Origin of the sequence: Burkholderia sp. RF4-BP95 (assembly GCF_001521985.1) — a bacterium.
GTDB lineage: Bacteria > Pseudomonadota > Gammaproteobacteria > Burkholderiales > Burkholderiaceae > Burkholderia > Burkholderia diffusa.
This window is the reverse complement of sequence record NZ_LOSX01000087.1, coordinates 172,206-188,383: the sequence shown is the minus strand read 5'-3', so window position 1 is coordinate 188,383 and position 16,178 is coordinate 172,206. Positions and strand designations below refer to the sequence as shown.

The window sequence follows — 16,178 nt, the reverse complement described above, 5'->3', positions numbered from 1 at the left end:
CCAATGTTCAGGAGACGAACAATGCGCACCCAGGTCGCCATCATCGGCGCCGGTCCGTCCGGCCTTTTGCTTTCCCATCTGCTGCGCCTGCAAGGCGTCGATTCCGTCCTCGTCGAAGCGCGTTCGCGCGAATACTGCGAGAACCGCATCCGCGCCGGCGTGCTGGAGCAGGGCACCGTCGACACGCTGAACGAAGCCGGCCTCGGCGAGCGGATGCGCCGCGAAGGGCTCGAACATCACGGCATCGAGCTGCTGTTCTCCGGCCAGCGCCATCGCATCGACCTGAGCGCGCTCACCGGCGGGCGTGCGATCACCGTCTATAGCCAGCACGAAGTCGTGCGCGACCTGATCGCGGCCGGCGACGCGCATGGGCACCAGATGCACTTCGAAGTCAGCGATGTCGCGCTGCACGATATCGAAAGCGAGCACCCGTTCGTCACGTTCAAGCACGCGGACGGCCGCGCGGACCGCATCGACTGCGACTACATCGCCGGCTGCGACGGCTTCCACGGCATCGCGCGGCAGACCATTCCCGCCGAGCGGCTGAACACGTTCGAGCGCGTCTACCCGTTCGCCTGGCTCGGCATCCTCGCCGACGCGGCGCCCTCGCTCGACGAGCTCGTCTACGCGCATCACGACAACGGCTTCGCACTGTTCTCGATGCGCTCGCCGACGGTCACGCGCCTCTACCTGCAATGCAAGCCCGACGAAGACCTCGCCGAATGGTCCGACGCGCGGATCTGGGACGAACTGCACACGCGCTTCTCGAACGACACCGGCTGGACGCCGACCGAGGGCCGGATCACGCAGAAGAGCGTGACGCCGATGCGCAGCTTCGTGTCGGAGACGATGCAGCACGGCCGCCTGTTCCTCGCGGGCGACGCCGCGCACATCGTGCCGCCGACCGGCGCGAAGGGGATGAACCTCGCGGTGGCCGACGTCCGCGCGCTGTCCCGCGCGCTCGGCGCGCGCTACCGCAACGGCGACGCGACGCCGCTCGAGCGCTATTCGGCGACCTGTCTCGAACGCGTGTGGCGCGCCGAGCATTTCTCGTACTTCATGACGAACATGCTGCACTCGTCGCCGGAGGACTCGCCGTTCGTCAATCGCCTGAAGTTTGCCGAGCTGAAGTACGTGACGCGCTCGCGGGCCGCCGCGCAGTCGCTCGCCGAAAACTACGTCGGCCTGCCGTTCGACGACCAGACACCCCCCGAGGGATCCCGCCTTGACAACGCGCTGTGCACGACTCTATGATCGGCGCATCGTTCGCTAATCGAATCTAGGTTCGATTAGCGAACAAATGCCGAAGGTCGACGACGGCCTTCGACGCGGCACGCGACACGCGCGTGCCCCCTCGACAGGCCGCGCATCGTGCCGCGGGTTCGTATCAGGAAGAGACATGGTCAACAAGATTTTCGAATCGCTTCAATCGGCGGTCGCGGACGTCCACGACGGCGCGACCATCATGATCGGCGGTTTCGGCACGGCAGGCATGCCGTCCGAGCTGATCGACGCGCTGATCGAGCAGGGCGCGCGCGGCCTGACGATCGTCAACAACAACGCGGGCAACGGCGAGACGGGCCTCGCGGCGCTGCTCAAGGCGAAGCGGGTGCGCAAGATCATCTGCTCGTTCCCGCGCCAGAGCGACTCGCAGGTGTTCGACGCGCTGTACCGCGCGGGCGAGATCGAGCTGGAGCTCGTGCCGCAGGGCAACCTCGCGGAGCGGATCCGCGCGGCGGGCGCCGGCATCGGCGGCTTCTTCACGCCGACGGGCTTCGGCACGAAGCTGGCCGAAGGCAAGGAAACGCGCGTGATCGACGGCAAGTCGTATGTGTTCGAGACGCCGATCCACGCCGATTTCGCGCTGGTGAAGGCATACAAGGGCGATCGCTGGGGCAACCTCGTGTATCGCAAGACCGCGCGCAACTTCGGGCCGATCATGGCCAGCGCCGCGAAGGTCGCGATCGTGCAGGTGTCGGAAGTCGTGCCGCTCGGCTGGTTGAATCCGGAACACATCGTGACGCCGGGCATTTTCGTGCAGCGTGTCGTCGAAGTGCCGCAGGCCGCGCATGCGGCCGAGCTGGCCGCCGAACGTGCATCGCAAGCCGCCTGACAGCAGAGGAGACCCGACATGAAACGACTGACCCGCGATGAAATGGCCAAGCGCGTCGCCCAGGACATCCCCGAAGGCGCGTACGTGAACCTCGGCATCGGCGTGCCGACGCTGGTGGCGAACCACCTCGATCCGAGCAAGGAAATCTTCCTGCACAGCGAGAACGGCCTGCTCGGCATGGGCCCGGCGCCGGCGCCCGGCGAGGAAGACGACGAGCTGATCAACGCCGGCAAGCAGCACGTGACGCTGCTCACCGGCGGCGCGTATTTCCACCACTCGGATTCGTTCGCGATGATGCGCGGCGGCCACCTCGACTACTGCGTGCTCGGCGCGTTCCAGGTGTCGGCGAACGGCGACCTCGCGAACTGGCATACGGGCGCGCCCGACGCGATTCCGGCCGTCGGCGGCGCGATGGACCTCGCGATCGGCGCGAAGCAGGTGTTCGTGATGATGGAACATCTGACGAAGCAGGGCGAGAGCAAGATCGTCGCGCAGTGCTCGTATCCGGTCACCGGCGTGCAGTGCGTGAGCCGCATCTATACCGATCTCGCCGTGCTCGACGTGACGGCGGACGGCCTCGCGGTGAGCGAGATCTTCACCGACCTGTCGTTCGACGAACTGCAGAAGCTGACCGGCGTGCCGCTGATCGACGCGACGCACAAGGCCGCGGCCTGAACGGCAAGCGTGCCGGCGCGCGCGATCGCGCGCACGCCGGCACGCTTGGGTAGACAATAGGCGCACGCCGTTTCCCCACTCTGATGCCATGCTCGAAGACAGCGCCCGCCTGACCTCCCTCATTTGCGGCACCGAGCCGCTCAACCGGATCTGGTCGCCGCGCGCGACGATCCAGCGGATGCTCGACGTCGAGGCCGCGCTCGCGCGTGCGCTCGCCGCGCGGCAGGTGATTCCCGCCGCCGCGGTCGCGCCGATCGAACGCGCGTGCGACGCCGGCCGGCTCGACGCCGACGCACTCGCGCACGGCGCGGCGCTCGGCGGCAATCTCGCAATTCCGCTCGTCAAGCAGCTCACCGCCCAGGTAAAAGCCGACGACCCCGAGGCCGCGAAGTTCGTGCACTGGGGCGCGACGAGCCAGGACATCATCGATACCGCGACCGTGCTGCAACTGCGCGACACGCTCGACGTGCTCGAGCCGCTGCTCGACGAAGCGTGCGCGTCGCTCGCGACGCTCGCGCGCACGCATCGCGCGACGCCGATGATCGGCCGCACGTGGCTGCAGCAGGCGCTGCCGATCACGCTCGGCCTGAAATTCGCGCAATGGCTCGACGCGCTGCTGCGCCATCGCGCGCGCTTCGCCGAATTGCGCGAGCGCGCGCTGGTGCTGCAGTTCGGCGGCGCCGCCGGCACGCTGGCGAGCCTGCGCGAGCAGGCGGCCGGCGTGAGCGCCGCGCTCGCGGCCGACCTGAAGCTCGCGCTGCCGGCCGTGCCGTGGCATACGCAGCGCGACCGCATCGCGGAAGCCGCGTCTTGCTTCGGGATGCTGACCGGCACCCTCGGCAAGATCGCGCGCGACGTGTCGCTGCAGATGCAGACCGAAGTCGGCGAGCTTGGCGAACCGGCGGCTGCCGGCAAGGGCGGCTCGTCGACGATGCCGCACAAGCGCAACCCCGTCGGCTGCGCGGCCGTGCTGACCGCCGCGGTGCGCGCGCCGAACCTCGTCGCGACCGTGTTTGCCGGGATGGTCCAGGAGCACGAGCGCGCGCTCGGCGGCTGGCAGGCCGAATGGGATGCGCTGCCCGATCTCGCGCGCCTGACCGGCGGCGCGCTCGCGCAGATCGCGCAGATCGTCGCGGGCCTCGACGTGAACACCGGACGCCTCGCCGCGAACCTCGACCTGACGCACGGGCTGATCCTCGGCGAAGCCGTGATGCTCGCGCTCGGCGACCGGATCGGCCGGCTCGATGCGCATCATGTCGTCGAGCATGCGTCGAAGGAAGCCGTGCGCACCGGCGCGACGCTGCTCGACGTGCTCGCCGCCGATCCGACCGTATCCGCCCATCTGTCGCGCGACGCGCTCGCGCGGCTGCTCGATCCCGCACATTATGTCGGCGAGGCGCAGGCCTACGTCGACGCCGTGCTCGCGTCGCACGCGGGCACGACACAACCAGGAGAACACTGATGCCTTTCGCCACTGTCAACGGCGTGAAACTGCATTACCGGATCGACCGTGCCGCGCGCGACGACGCGCCGTGGCTCGTCTTCTCGAACTCGCTCGGCGCCGACCTGCAGATGTGGGCACCGCAGATTCGCCCGCTCACGCAGCACTTCAACATCCTGCGCTACGACACGCGCGGCCACGGCCATTCCGAAGCACCGGCCGGCTCGTACACGATCGACCAGCTCGCGGGCGACGTGATCGGCCTGCTCGACCACGTCGGCATCGATCGCGCGTACTTCTGCGGGATTTCGATGGGCGGCCTGACCGGCGCCGCGCTCGCCGCGCGCTTCCCGTCGCGCATCGTGCGCGCCGTGCTGTCGAACACCGCCGCGAAGATCGGCTCGCCCGAAGTGTGGGCGCCGCGCGCGCAAAAGGCGCGTGCGGAAGGGATGGCCGCACTGGCCGACGCCGTGCTGCCGCGCTGGTTCACCGACGCGTTCGTCGATCGCGAGCCGCGCCTGTTCGACGCGATCCGCGACACGTTCGTGCATACCGACAAGGACGGTTACGCGGCGAACTGCGACGCGCTGAACGCGGCCGACCTGCGCGAGGAAGTGAAGGGCATCGCGCTGCCGGTGCTCGTCGTGACCGGCGCGAAGGACATGTCGACGCCGCCCGACCAGGGCCGTGCGCTGGCCGCCGCGATTCCCGGCGCGCGTCACGTCGAATTCGACGCCGCGCATATTTCGAACATCGAGTGCACCGACGGTTTCAACCGCGCGCTGCTCGACTTCCTGACCGCGTGAGGCACCGACGATGGACGACCAGCAACGTTACGAAGCGGGGATGAAGGTGCGGCGCGCGGTGCTCGGCGACGCGCATGTCGACCGCTCGATCCAGAACCGCACCGAAGTGACCGACGAATTCCAGAACCTGATCACGCGCTATGCGTGGGGCGAGATCTGGACGCGCGACGGCCTGCCGCGCCATACGCGCAGCCTGCTGACCATCGCGATGATGGTCGCGCTGAACCGCGGCGAGGAACTCGCGCTGCATCTGCGCGCCGCGCGCAACAACGGCGTGACGCGCGACGAGATCAAGGAAGTGCTGCTGCAGACCGCGATCTACTGCGGCGTGCCGGCCGCGAACTCCGCGTTCCATCTCGCGGACAAGATCTTCAAGGAACAGGATGCGGCTGAATAACACGGCCGGCTCGCGCCGGACGTGACCCGATCGCGATGCCTGCCGCTGCCGGCAGGTGTCGACGATGCATGACGCGCCGGCGGCGAATCGGCGCGCAAACAAGGAAAGACGCGGCCATCAGGTCGCGTTGTTTACATAGGAGACTCGCGATGAATCGCGCACCCGTGGTCGATGTCCAGACCTTCATCAACGAGCAGCCGTTCGGCGGCTTCCAGTGGCTCGTATTCCTGATGTGTTTCGTGATCGTGCTGCTCGACGGCTTCGATACGGCCGCGATCGGCTTCATCGCGCCGTCGCTGCTCGGCGAATGGAACCTCACCAAACCCGATCTTGCACCCGTGCTGAGCGCCGCGCTGTTCGGCCTTGCATGCGGCGCGCTCGTGTCGGGCCCGCTGTCCGATCGCCTCGGGCGCCGTTCGCTGCTGCTCGGCTCGGTGTTCCTGTTCGGCGCCGCGTGTTTCGCGTCCGCGTTCTCGACGACCATCGGGCACCTGACGGTGCTGCGCTTCGTCACCGGCGTCGGCCTCGGTGCCGCGATGCCGAACGCGGTCACGATGATGGGCGAGTTCTGCCCGGACAAACGCCGCGCGACCGTGATCAACCTGATGTTCTGCGGCTTCCCGTTGGGCGCCGCGTTCGGCGGCTTTCTCGCCGCGTGGATGATCCCGCATTTCGGCTGGCGCAGCGTGCTGATGCTCGGCGGCGTGACGCCGCTGCTGCTCGGCGTGCTGTTGCTGCTGAAGATGCCCGAATCGGTGCGTTTCATGGTTGCGCAAGGCCAGAGCATCGACCGGATCCGCGCGACGCTTTCGCGGATCTCGCGCGACGCGCTGAACGCCGGCTCGTTCGCGATGACCGAATCCGCGCCGCAGACGGGCAGCAAGGGGATCGGCGTCGTGCTGTCGCGCTCGTACGTCGTCGGCTCGGTGATGCTGTGGCTCGCGTACTTCATGGGCCTCGTGATCTTCTACGCGTCGATCAACTGGATGCCGATCCTGCTGAAGGATGCCGGCCTCACGCCGAAGAGCGCGACGCTGATTTCCGCGCTGTTCCCGCTCGGCGGAGTCGGCGCGGTGCTGTGCGGCGTGCTGATGGACCGTTTCAACGCGAATCGCGTGATCGCCGTGTGCTACGCGCTGACCGCGATCAGCGTGTATGCGATCGGGCAGGCGGCCGGGAACGTCGGGCTGCTCGTGCTGGTCGTGTTCATCGCCGGCGTGCTGATGAACACCGCGCAATCGTCGATGCCGGCGCTTGCCGCCGCGTTCTATCCGACCGAAGGGCGCGGCACGGGCGTGGCGTGGATGCTCGGTGTCGGCCGCTTCGGCGGGATCGCCGGGTCGTTCCTCGTCGCCGAACTGACGCGCCGGCACTTCTCGTTCGCGGGCGTGTTCGCGACGATCGCGGTCGCGGGCTTGCTTGCGTGCCTTGCGTTGCTGATCAAGCAGAGGGCGCGGCCGCACGGCGTCGCGCAGCCGGGCGGCAAGATCGAGTCGCTCGGGCATTGAGCGGGATCGAGGCCGGGGCGATGCGCCGGCCTTTTGCTTGTTGCGAAAGGTCGTGAGCCGGCCGACACGCAACGACGGACCGGGCCGCTTTGGCGGCCCGTCGACTTTACGGCCGTCGCGCCGCTACTCTTCCGCGTCGTGTTCCTTGACGAAGTTGCGCAGATACGCGCGCAGCGCGGCCTCCTGGCTGCGATGATCGGCATGGTTCGCGGCGCCCATCTCTTCTTCCTCGCCGAACAGCGTGGGCGGCGCGCAGTACGTGCCCACCTCGATGTTTTCGCGCAGCACCCGGATCTCGTGCGTGAGCGGGTGGTACTCGGCGATCCAGTGCATGCCTTCGATGTGCTCGCCGGCTTTCAGCATTGGCTTCATCGGCAATCTCCATGCAGGGCGGCGGTGCAGCCGGCGAAGCGGCTGCACGCGCCCTTACCAAAAGGGTACGCCTGCATGGCGTGAAGCTCAACGGGGGCGCTTGTGAGCGCTTACTGCGGCAGCAGATGCGCGACGAGCGGATACAGCGACAGGATCAGCAGCACGGCCATCGTCACGTTGAAGATGCGCAGCGCGCGGCGGTTCGACAGGAAGCGGCGCAGGCCCTGGCCGAACGCGGCCCACAGGCTGATGCACGGAAAGCCGATCAGGATGAACACGACGGCCATCCACGCGGCGTTCATCCCGTAGTCGGCGGACAGGCGGATCGTCGTCGCGGCGGTCAGCACCATCATCCATGCCTTCGGATTGACCCACTGGAATGCGGCGGCTTCGAGGAACGTCATCGGCCGCGGCTTGGCGCCCTGCGCCTTTACCTCGCCCGATGTGCCAATGCGCCATGCGAGGTACAGCAGGTACGCGACGCTCGCAATTTCTAGGATGGTGTACAGGACCGGCACGCGCCGGAACGCCTCGCCGAGACCGAAGCCGACGCACAGCATCAGGATCGCGACGCCGATGCTGATGCCGAACAGGTGCGGCATCGTGCGACGGAAACCGAAATTGACGCCGGAGGCGAGCAACATCGTGTTGTTCGGGCCGGGTGTGATCGACGTGACGAGCGCGAACAGCATGCCGGCGGGCAATGCGCTGACGGTGAGGAAGTCCATCGCGGATTCTCCATTCGTGTTCGGGACTGGGATGGAGTCAGTGTAGCGACGGTTTTATGTACAGTACCGATACAGTTTGATGGATGGATGCCGGTACGGGGAGGGGGAGGTGCGGACTGGGGCGGAATCGTCGGATCGTGCTCGGGTTGCTGGTGGTGCGAATCGGTTGGCGTCGACGCTCGACGGCCGGGCTACCAGCCGACAGGTCGATCATGGGTTGGCCGCACGCTCCGCTTCCATCACACGCAGCACCGGCCGGCCGCCGACGTCCTTCAGCGGAAAGTACGAGCGATGCGTGGCCGGATCGACAGCGACGACGTGTGCGTTCGGTCCGAGCCGGCCTTCGCCGAGTTTGACGACATCCGAGCCTCCGACGCCGAACATCGAAACGACGCCGGCTTCACCCGCGACATAGAGCACGTCCGACGCGGAATCGAACGCCAGCACGTCCGGCCCGCCACCGATATGGAACGCTCGAACCACACGCCGCGCGCGCATATCGAAGACGAGAAGCGTGTCATTGTCCTCGCACGCGATGAAGGCGAGGCGGCTGCGCGGCTCGATCAGCAAACCGTGATTGCCTTTCGCACCCGGCAAGTCGAGACGGTCGACAATACGGTCCGTCGCCGGATCGATTTCGACGAGCTGACGACGCGTCTGGACGTTCACGAAGATGTGTCGGGAGACCGGATCGTACTGCGTGTTGCCGGCCTCGCCGTCGAGCGGAATCGTCGCGACGCGCCGGTTGCTCCGGACGTCGATGACCGTTTCCGTTTTTCCGTATTCGTCGGATACGTACAGCTTGTGCACGTCGGCGGCATAGGCCATCCCGTCGGGATAATGCCCGCCCGGCATGCGCGCGACGATTTTCAGCGTCGCGGCGTCGATCGCGACGATTTCGTCCGACCCGGTCGCGGATGCGTAGATGCGCGACAGCTCCGGCACGGCAAGCACGCCATGTACCGACGATACCGCCGTGATCCGTGCGATCACGCGTGATGCACGCGTATCGAAAGCAATCACTTCGTCGTCGCCGAGGTGGGCGATCATGAGCCGGTTGCGGGGTGAGTCCAGACTTGCGTAGTCGAGCCGGGTCGGTCTGCCCGGCAACGGAATGTCCGCGACGTGCTTCAGCGGCAGGGCGCCGATCGACGTATCGTCGCCCGCGGCGAAAGCCTGTTGAATCGACGGGCCCGACGCGCCAAACCCGCCGCACAGCGCGACGAGCAGGGGCAGGCTGGAGCGCCAGTGTCCGGCGTGCTTCATGATTTTCTCCCGCGACGGCCGCCGCCGCATTTGCGATGCGGCGTCGTCGTCGCTTTGCATGGTTCCCCGCTCGTTTGTCGTTCCACCATGGTCGCCGCTTATCGCGGCCGCTCGTCGTTTGGTTCGACGTGCCGAAAAGCTGCGAGCAGCGTGAGGTCGTACGCGATCTTCAGCACACCGCATGCGAGCAACGGCGCACCGAGCCAGCCGAGACCGAACAGGCCGCCGGCCAATGTCGGCGCGAGCGCGGCCGCGAGGCTGCGCGGGACGGATGTAAAGCTGGCCGCTGCCGGTCGCTCCGTCGGCGTGACGACCGCCATCACGTAGGCGGTTCGTGTCGGCACATCCATTTGCGAAAGCGCGCTGCGCATCAGCAGCAGCGTCAACGTCAGCGGCAACGTTGGCGCGAGGGCGGCGCCGATCAGGCAGACGCTCGACGGGATATGCGTGAACACCATCGTGTTCAGCAGGCCGATCCTGCGCGCCAACGGCGCGGCCGCGAGCTGCGAGCCGGCCGAAAGCAGGCCCGCCCAGAAGAAGAACCGGCCGGCGGCGGCGATCGAGAGGCCGAAGCGCTGCATCAGCCACAGCGACAACAGCGAGTTGACGACGAGACCGCCCGCGAACGCGTCGACGCTGAACAGCATCGCCAGCCGGATGACGATCGGGCGCGACGGGCCGAGCGGCGGCGGCGCCTGCGTTGCGGCGTGCGTCTCCGGGCGCGGCAGTCGCCGATACAGCATGCAGACGACGATACCCGTCGCCGCATAGACCAGAAACATGCCGCGCATCGCGCTCAGCGTGGTGATTCCGGTATGTAATGCGACGAAGATCGGCAGGCCGGCCGCAAGGGATCCGACCGCCGCCGAGACGGCCCCGACGAGGCTGTATCGGGCAAACAGCGCCGTGCGCGCGTCGCCGTCGGCTGCTTGCGCCAGACGCGACTGTTCGAGCGGCAGAAACAGGCTGACGTCGCCGGAGCTCGGATTGAGCGTGCCGGCGAAGGCGATGACGAACAGCGGCCACAATGCGGAGAAGCTCGCGAAGCCGATTCCCGTCGCTGCCATCAGCACCGCCGCGAGCGTCAGCATGCGGCGCTGCGTGAAGCGGCTCGCGAGCATGCCGACCGCGATCGTCGCGATTGCGGAACCCGCCAACGTCGTGGTGCCGATCAGGCCGACATCCAGTTGCGAAAGCCCGAGCGACAGCAGATACGCGGGCAGCAGCACGGCAATGAAGCCATCGCAGAAACCGCGCAGGCCGCGGCTCGCGAGGATGAGCCATGCGGCCTCGTCCACGCCCGCCGGCAGTATTCGGCTGGCGAGCGTCGACGCATGTCGGCTGTCAGGCAGGGGCATCACGCCGGCACCACGCGTAAAGCGCATCGTCGATGAATCGCGCAATCAGCCATGGCCGTCTCCCCGCAGCGAGGCTCAATGATGGAGCAGCGGGTAGGCCACCAGCCCGATGAGCGCGGCAGCCGTGACGATGACCGGCTCCTGCAACTTCTTGAAACGCCACAGCAGCAGCACGGTACCGACGGCGAGCAGTGCGGTCGGCAGGTCGACGATCGAGCGTTTCGCGATGACGAGGACGGAGCCCGTGATCGCCCCGACGGCCGCGGCGGTGATTCCGTCCACGAACGCCTTGACGTCCGGGCGGTGCCCGTACTTCTTCACGTACGGCGCGGGAATGACGGTGAACAGATAGCAGGGCAGGAACGTGCCGAGCGCCGCGACGCATGCGCCGGGCAAGCCCGCCACGAGATACCCGATGAAGCCGACGGTGATCACGACGGGACCGGGCGTGATCATCGCGACCGCGACCGCATCGACGAACTGCTTGTCGTTGAGCCAGTGATGTTCGGTGACGACGCCGCCGTAGAGGAACGGCACGATCGCAAGCCCGGAGCCGAACACGAACGCGCCTGCCTTCGTGAAGAACGCGCCGATCTGAACGAGCTGCGGCAGATCGATGCCGCTCAGTATTCCGCTGGCGGCCGGCAGGTTGGCCGCGGCAACCGCATTCAGTCCGCCCCGGTGCAGCCACTTGGGCGGAGCGCGCCACAGCCAGCCGACCAGGCCCGCGACGAGGAACAGCCACGCGATTTCCGATTCGGTGATGAAGGTCACGGCGGCGAGCGTCACGAAGATTGCCCAGAGCAGCTTGTCGTGGCCGACGGTTTTCGTCGTGAGCTTGTAGGCGCTCATCGCGATGATGCCGACCACCGCGGCGCCGACGCCGTAGAAGACGGCCTGCATCCAGGACAGCCCGCCGAAATGCGCGTACGCGAACCCGAGCGCGAGCACCATCAGAAACGACGGCAGCACGAACGCGAAGCCGACGAGTGTCGCACCGAGAATGCGGTAGTGAACGAAGCCGAGATAAATCGCGAGCTGAGCCGCCATCGGCCCCGGTGCGAGCTGGGCCAGCGTGAGCCCTTCCTTGTAGTCGGCCTCCGTGATCCAGCCGCGGCGCTCGACCAGGTCGCGACGCATGTAGCCCGCAAGCGCGACCGGCCCGCCGAAGCCGAACGTGCCGAGACGCAACATGTAGGCGACCAGTTCGCCGAGCGAGTAGGTCGGTTCGGTCGTGGCGATGGCAGTGGTCATGACCTGGCTCCGGTTTCGTTCTTTCCGCTCGACGAGAAATGCGCGTGCAGGGCGTCGAGCACGGCGCTCATCTGCTCGAGCAATTGATCGTCGTTCTCCGTGCGCTGGCGCGTGCCGGCCATCACGGCTTCGAAGCCGATCGCCTCGGGCGCCGCGGGGCCACCCACGTCGAGTGCGTGCACGATCTCGGCGAGCCGCGCGAGCGCAGGGCTTTTGTCGAGGCCGAAACTGGCCAGCAGCACCTCGAACGTCACGCGCTCGCCGACATGCGTGAACGTCGCCCCGTCGAAATCGAAGCCCAACGCGTCAGCGGGACAATCCGCCGGCGATGCGAGCCAGATGAAGCGGGCGCGTGCGTCGATGAAGCGGCGGATCAGCCACGCGCTGGCGACGCGATCGACCCACATCCGCTGCCGCGTCGCCCAGGTGCGGCCCTGATATTCGTCGACCACGAGCGGGCGGATCGCGCGGTCCGCGGCGTGCGGCTCACCCGGCGACAGCACGGTGTCGACCAGCGCGGCGAAATCCTGCAGCGCGACTTCGGCGCGGGTGGCCGAGTCGCCCGGGAAATAGTCGATCGCGCGGATGGCGTCGAAATCCTTGCGCATGCGCCGCAGCAAACGTGTCAATTCCGTGGCCGACTGGCCGGCGAGGGTCTTGCGGGCGTCCGCAAGGGCCTGGATAAAGGCGGCGTCCTCCTCTCCGCGATCGAAGAGCGCGCGGAATTCCAGTTCCTGCTGCGCATCCAGGCTCGGCGCGCGTAACAGGTGAGCCGTGCCGCCGCTTTCGGCGATCGACCCCGCGAGGTCGCGCAGCGTGCCCTCATGTTCTTCGGTGTACGGCAGCAGGTAGATGCCGTCGCGCAATACCGCGCAGCCCTTCGCCTTCAGCGCGCGCCAGAACCGCATGCGGGCCGTCGCGTTTTCAGTCGGAAGGGTCAGAACGAGGAGCGACCAGGTGGAGATTGTGTTCATGTAGACAAATCTACATGAAAGTTGCGATTACTACAAAAATACTTCGCGCGATCGTCATGTGATGTCGCCCCCGTCTTGCGTTAGCCGAATCTATACCCCTCCCCCCTATATGGAAAGGCGATTTGAGATATAGTCCCCCCCGCTATATGAAGGGACTACCATGAGCCACACCATCAAGGACAAGCAGAAGCTGCTGAACCGTGTCCGCCGCATCAAGGGACAGGTCGAAGCGATCGAACGCGCGCTGGAGGACGAGCGCGGTTGCAACGAAATCCTCCGCCTCATCACGAGCGGCCGCGGCGCGATGAACGGCCTGCTCGCGGTCGTGCTCGAGGATCACATCCGCAGCCATCTGGTCGACGCCGAAGGGCACGACGAAGAAGGCAGCGCGACCGAGCAGCTGATCGAAGTCGTACACAGCTACTTCAAATAAACGGAGGCGCAATGAGCAATTTCAGCGATGACGCCTTCGGCGCAGGGCACGACCACATTTTTCTCGGCGCGGCGCACGAGCAGAACGAACGCAGGACCTGGACGGTCATCGCGCTGTGCGCGGCGATGATGGTGGCCGAGATCGTCGGCGGGTCGCTGTTCGGCTCGCTGGCGCTGATCGCGGACGGCCTGCACATGTCGACGCACGCGGGCGCGATGCTGATCGCCGCGTTCGCCTATACCTATGCGCGCAAGCATGCGAACGATCCGCGTTTCGTGTTCGGCACGGGCAAGCTCGGCGACCTCGCCGGTTTCACGAGCGCGATCGTGCTCGCGATGATTGCGCTGCTGATCGGGTACGAAGCAGTCGCGCGTCTGCTCGCCCCGGTCCCGATCCATTTCGGCGAGGCGATTCCGATCGCGGTGGCCGGCTTGCTCGTCAACATCGCGAGCGTCTGGCTGCTGAGCGGCGATCATCATGGCCATAGCCACGGTCATGGCCACGGTCATCACCACGGGCACGACCATGGCGATCACGACGATCACGATCATGACCACGAAGAGGAAGCGCACCGGATCTTCGACCAGCAGGGCGCATTCGTCGTGTCGGTGTTCGAGGCGGGCGTCCCGCCGGTTTTCCGCGTCGCGCCTGCGACGCACGAGACGACGCTCGTGGATGCGGGCGCCGTGTCGGTGACGACGATCCGCCCGGACGGCTCGCGTCAGGTGTTCGCGATGCAAAGCCGCGATGGGTATCTGGAGTCGACCGAAGCCATTCCCGAACCGCATGAATTCAAGGCGATCGTGCGCTTGAACGGCCGCGAACACGAACTGGCGTTCGAGGAGCACGATCATGGCGCGTCCGCGGCGGCGGCGCGCGATCACAACATCCGCTCCGCCTACATCCACGTGATCGCCGATGCCGCGGTTTCCGTGCTGACGATCGGCGGGCTGCTGCTCGCGCGTGCGTTCGGCTGGGTGTGGATGGATCCGCTGGCCGGCATCATCGGCGCGCTGGTGATCGCGAACTGGTCGTACGGCCTGATGCGCGACACGGGCGGCATCCTGCTCGACATGAGTTCGGATCGCCGTCTGGCGGACAAGGTGCGCGGCGCGATCGAAGGCGCAGGCGACCGCGTCGGCGACCTGCATGTGTGGCGGCTCGGGCCGGGGCACATGAGCGCGGTGGTGTCGGTGATGACGACCGATCCGGATCGGGATGCGCGCTTCTATCACGGCGTGCTGCAGCGATTCAGGAACCTGTCGCACGTCACCGTCGAAGTCGTGCCCGCGACGCGAGGACGATAAGCATGGCGGTCAAGTCTCCCTGTGTGGACGTGTGCTCGTTCGACGGCCGCACCGGCTACTGCGTGGCATGCCTGCGAACGCGCGATGAAGCGCGCGGCTGGAAGAAGATGACGGATCACCGGCGTCATCAAATCGTGAACGACCGCGCGCGGCGGCATGCGAAACTGACGCGGGAAACGACCGACTGATCACGACACCATGAGCGCTCCGTCACCGACTGCCCGCAGACCTGCGATTCCACGGACCGTGTGGGCCCTGGGCCTCGTGAGCCTCTTCATGGACCTGTCGTCCGAGCTGATCCATGCGTTGTTGCCGATCTACCTGGTGTCGACGATGGGCATGAGCGTCGCCGCGCTCGGCGTCCTCGAAGGGGCGGCCGAAGCGACGGCGATGATCGTCAAGGTGTTCTCCGGTGCGATCAGCGACTGGCTCGGGCGCCGCAAGGGGCTGCTGCTGGTCGGCTACGGGCTCGCGGCGCTGACCAAGCCGTTGTTTCCGCTGGCGTCCACGCCGGCCGTCGTCGTGGCGGCCCGTCTGCTCGACCGCGTCGGCAAGGGGATTCGCGGCGCGCCGCGCGACGCGCTGGTGGCCGACATCGCGCCGCCCGAAATCCGCGGCGCGTGCTTCGGCCTGCGTCAGTCGATGGATACCGTGGGCGCGATTTTCGGGCCGATGCTCGCGATCGTGCTGATGCTGTGGTTCGGCGACCGCATCCGGACCGTGCTGTGGTTTGCCGTGGTGCCGGCTTTCGTCGCGATCGCATTGATCGTCTTCGGCGTGCGGGAGCCCGAGCAGTCGAAACCGGACCGGCGCTTTCGCTCGCCGCTGCGCTGGAATGCCCTGCGCGAGTTTCCCCGCGGCTACTGGTTCGTCGTCGCGGCCGGCGCGACGTTTACGCTCGCGCGCTTCAGCGAGGCGTTCCTGGTGCTGCGTGCGCAGCAGACGGGGCTCGATGCGGCGTGGATTCCGGCTGTGATGGTGGCGATGAGCGTGACCTATTCGCTGTCGGCGTGGCCGGTCGGCATCGTGTCGGACCGGCTCGATCGCCGCGTGCTGCTCGCGGCCGGCATGGTGTTGCTGATCGTGGCCGACCTGCTGCTCGGCATCGGCACGTCGACGCTCTCGATGTTCGCCGGCGTGGCCGTGTGGGGGCTGCACATGGGCTTCACGCAGGGCATCCTCGCCGCGATGGTGTCGGAAACCTCGCCGGCCACGCTGCGCGGCACCGCGTTCGGCGTATTCAACCTGGTGAGCGGCATCTGCATGCTGCTCGCGAGCAGCATCGCCGGCGCGCTGTGGACGCATTTCGGCGCGTCGACCACGTTTCTCGCGGGCGCGGCGCTGGTCGTCGTGCCGCTGTGCCTGTGCCGGTTCATGCCGCGACCCGGCGCCTCGCACGCGTGATGCGGCGCCGGCCGGGCCTGCCGACGTTCGGCGCAAGGCCGGGCTGACGGCCGGGCACGACGGTGCCCGAAGAACGCACCCGCCGCCGCCGTCCGCCCATCCCCGGCGCCGACCGGCGAGGGCCCGCCTCGCCGCCTTTCCC

At 67.2% G+C, this 16,178-nt stretch carries 17 protein-coding genes; 11 read left to right on the top strand and 6 right to left on the bottom strand.

Going from position 1 to position 16,178, the window contains the following annotated elements; genetic code table 11:
- Positions 1 to 21 precede the first annotated feature (21 nt).
- The 7 genes from pobA (at position 22) to WS46_RS29315 (ending at position 6,940) form a co-directional block, all read left to right on the top strand.
- A complete protein-coding gene (gene pobA, locus WS46_RS29345; RefSeq protein ID WP_059692666.1) occupies positions 22 to 1,254 on the top strand; it encodes a 4-hydroxybenzoate 3-monooxygenase in 1,233 nt (410 codons plus the stop codon).
- 145 nt (positions 1,255 to 1,399) lie between these two features.
- Positions 1,400 to 2,113, top strand: a complete 714-nt coding sequence (locus WS46_RS29340; RefSeq protein ID WP_059692663.1) for a 3-oxoacid CoA-transferase subunit A — start codon at positions 1,400 to 1,402, stop codon at positions 2,111 to 2,113.
- An 18-nt stretch (positions 2,114 to 2,131) separates the two neighbouring features.
- Positions 2,132 to 2,788, top strand: a complete 657-nt coding sequence (locus WS46_RS29335) for a CoA transferase subunit B (RefSeq protein WP_059692661.1) — start codon at positions 2,132 to 2,134, stop codon at positions 2,786 to 2,788.
- A gap of 88 nt (positions 2,789 to 2,876) precedes the next feature.
- Complete coding sequence (locus WS46_RS29330; protein ID WP_059692659.1) at positions 2,877 to 4,250, top strand: 3-carboxy-cis,cis-muconate cycloisomerase; 1,374 nt, start codon at positions 2,877 to 2,879, stop codon at positions 4,248 to 4,250.
- A complete protein-coding gene (gene pcaD / locus WS46_RS29325; protein WP_059533583.1) occupies positions 4,250 to 5,035 on the top strand; it encodes a 3-oxoadipate enol-lactonase in 786 nt (261 codons plus the stop codon). The genes WS46_RS29330 and pcaD overlap by 1 nt, the downstream gene beginning before the upstream one ends.
- A 10-nt stretch (positions 5,036 to 5,045) precedes the next feature.
- Positions 5,046 to 5,432, top strand: a complete 387-nt coding sequence (pcaC, locus tag WS46_RS29320; RefSeq protein WP_059692656.1) for a 4-carboxymuconolactone decarboxylase — start codon at positions 5,046 to 5,048, stop codon at positions 5,430 to 5,432.
- Positions 5,433 to 5,581: 149 nt separating this feature from the next.
- Positions 5,582 to 6,940, top strand: coding sequence for an MFS transporter (locus WS46_RS29315; protein ID WP_059692653.1), 1,359 nt, complete (start codon positions 5,582 to 5,584; stop codon positions 6,938 to 6,940).
- Positions 6,941 to 7,063: 123 nt separating this feature from the next.
- Here the strand turns inward: WS46_RS29315 and WS46_RS29310 are convergent, their stop codons facing one another.
- The 6 genes from WS46_RS29310 to WS46_RS29285 all read right to left on the bottom strand — a co-directional run bounded on the left by WS46_RS29310 (position 7,064) and on the right by WS46_RS29285 (position 12,892).
- A complete protein-coding gene (locus WS46_RS29310; protein ID WP_059533587.1) occupies positions 7,064 to 7,312 on the bottom strand; it encodes a hypothetical protein in 249 nt (82 codons plus the stop codon).
- 110 nt (positions 7,313 to 7,422) lie between these two features.
- On the bottom strand, positions 7,423 to 8,040 hold the full coding sequence (locus WS46_RS29305) for a LysE family translocator (protein ID WP_059692651.1): 618 nt from the start codon (positions 8,038 to 8,040) through the stop codon (positions 7,423 to 7,425).
- A 210-nt stretch (positions 8,041 to 8,250) separates the two neighbouring features.
- Complete coding sequence (locus tag WS46_RS29300) at positions 8,251 to 9,306, bottom strand: YncE family protein (protein ID WP_059692734.1); 1,056 nt, start codon at positions 9,304 to 9,306, stop codon at positions 8,251 to 8,253.
- A 98-nt stretch (positions 9,307 to 9,404) separates the two neighbouring features.
- Positions 9,405 to 10,565: an MFS transporter gene (locus tag WS46_RS29295; protein WP_257130075.1), complete on the bottom strand. Its 1,161-nt coding sequence runs from the start codon at positions 10,563 to 10,565 to the stop codon at positions 9,405 to 9,407.
- A 174-nt stretch (positions 10,566 to 10,739) separates the two neighbouring features.
- On the bottom strand, positions 10,740 to 11,918 hold the full coding sequence (locus tag WS46_RS29290; RefSeq protein ID WP_059533591.1) for a chromate transporter: 1,179 nt from the start codon (positions 11,916 to 11,918) through the stop codon (positions 10,740 to 10,742).
- Positions 11,915 to 12,892 (bottom strand): chromate resistance protein ChrB domain-containing protein, encoded by a 978-nt coding sequence (locus WS46_RS29285; RefSeq protein WP_059692648.1) that lies wholly within the window; start codon positions 12,890 to 12,892, stop codon positions 11,915 to 11,917. Before WS46_RS29285 ends, WS46_RS29290 begins: the two co-directional genes overlap by 4 nt.
- A 160-nt stretch (positions 12,893 to 13,052) precedes the next feature.
- On the opposite strand from WS46_RS29285, the gene WS46_RS29280 reads away from it, so the two are divergent.
- From WS46_RS29280 to WS46_RS29265, 4 genes are read left to right on the top strand one after another with little or no spacing between them, the layout of a single operon-like run.
- Positions 13,053 to 13,325, top strand: coding sequence for a metal/formaldehyde-sensitive transcriptional repressor (locus WS46_RS29280; RefSeq protein ID WP_059692646.1), 273 nt, complete (start codon positions 13,053 to 13,055; stop codon positions 13,323 to 13,325).
- An 11-nt stretch (positions 13,326 to 13,336) separates the two neighbouring features.
- Entirely contained in the window at positions 13,337 to 14,632 is a 1,296-nt protein-coding gene (dmeF, locus tag WS46_RS29275) for a CDF family Co(II)/Ni(II) efflux transporter DmeF (RefSeq protein ID WP_059692643.1), read from the top strand.
- Positions 14,633 to 14,634: 2 nt separating this feature from the next.
- Positions 14,635 to 14,820, top strand: a complete 186-nt coding sequence (locus WS46_RS29270) for a DUF1289 domain-containing protein (RefSeq protein WP_059508013.1) — start codon at positions 14,635 to 14,637, stop codon at positions 14,818 to 14,820.
- 10 nt (positions 14,821 to 14,830) lie between these two features.
- Positions 14,831 to 16,036, top strand: coding sequence for an MFS transporter (locus WS46_RS29265; RefSeq protein ID WP_059692640.1), 1,206 nt, complete (start codon positions 14,831 to 14,833; stop codon positions 16,034 to 16,036).
- Positions 16,037 to 16,178 lie beyond the last annotated feature (142 nt).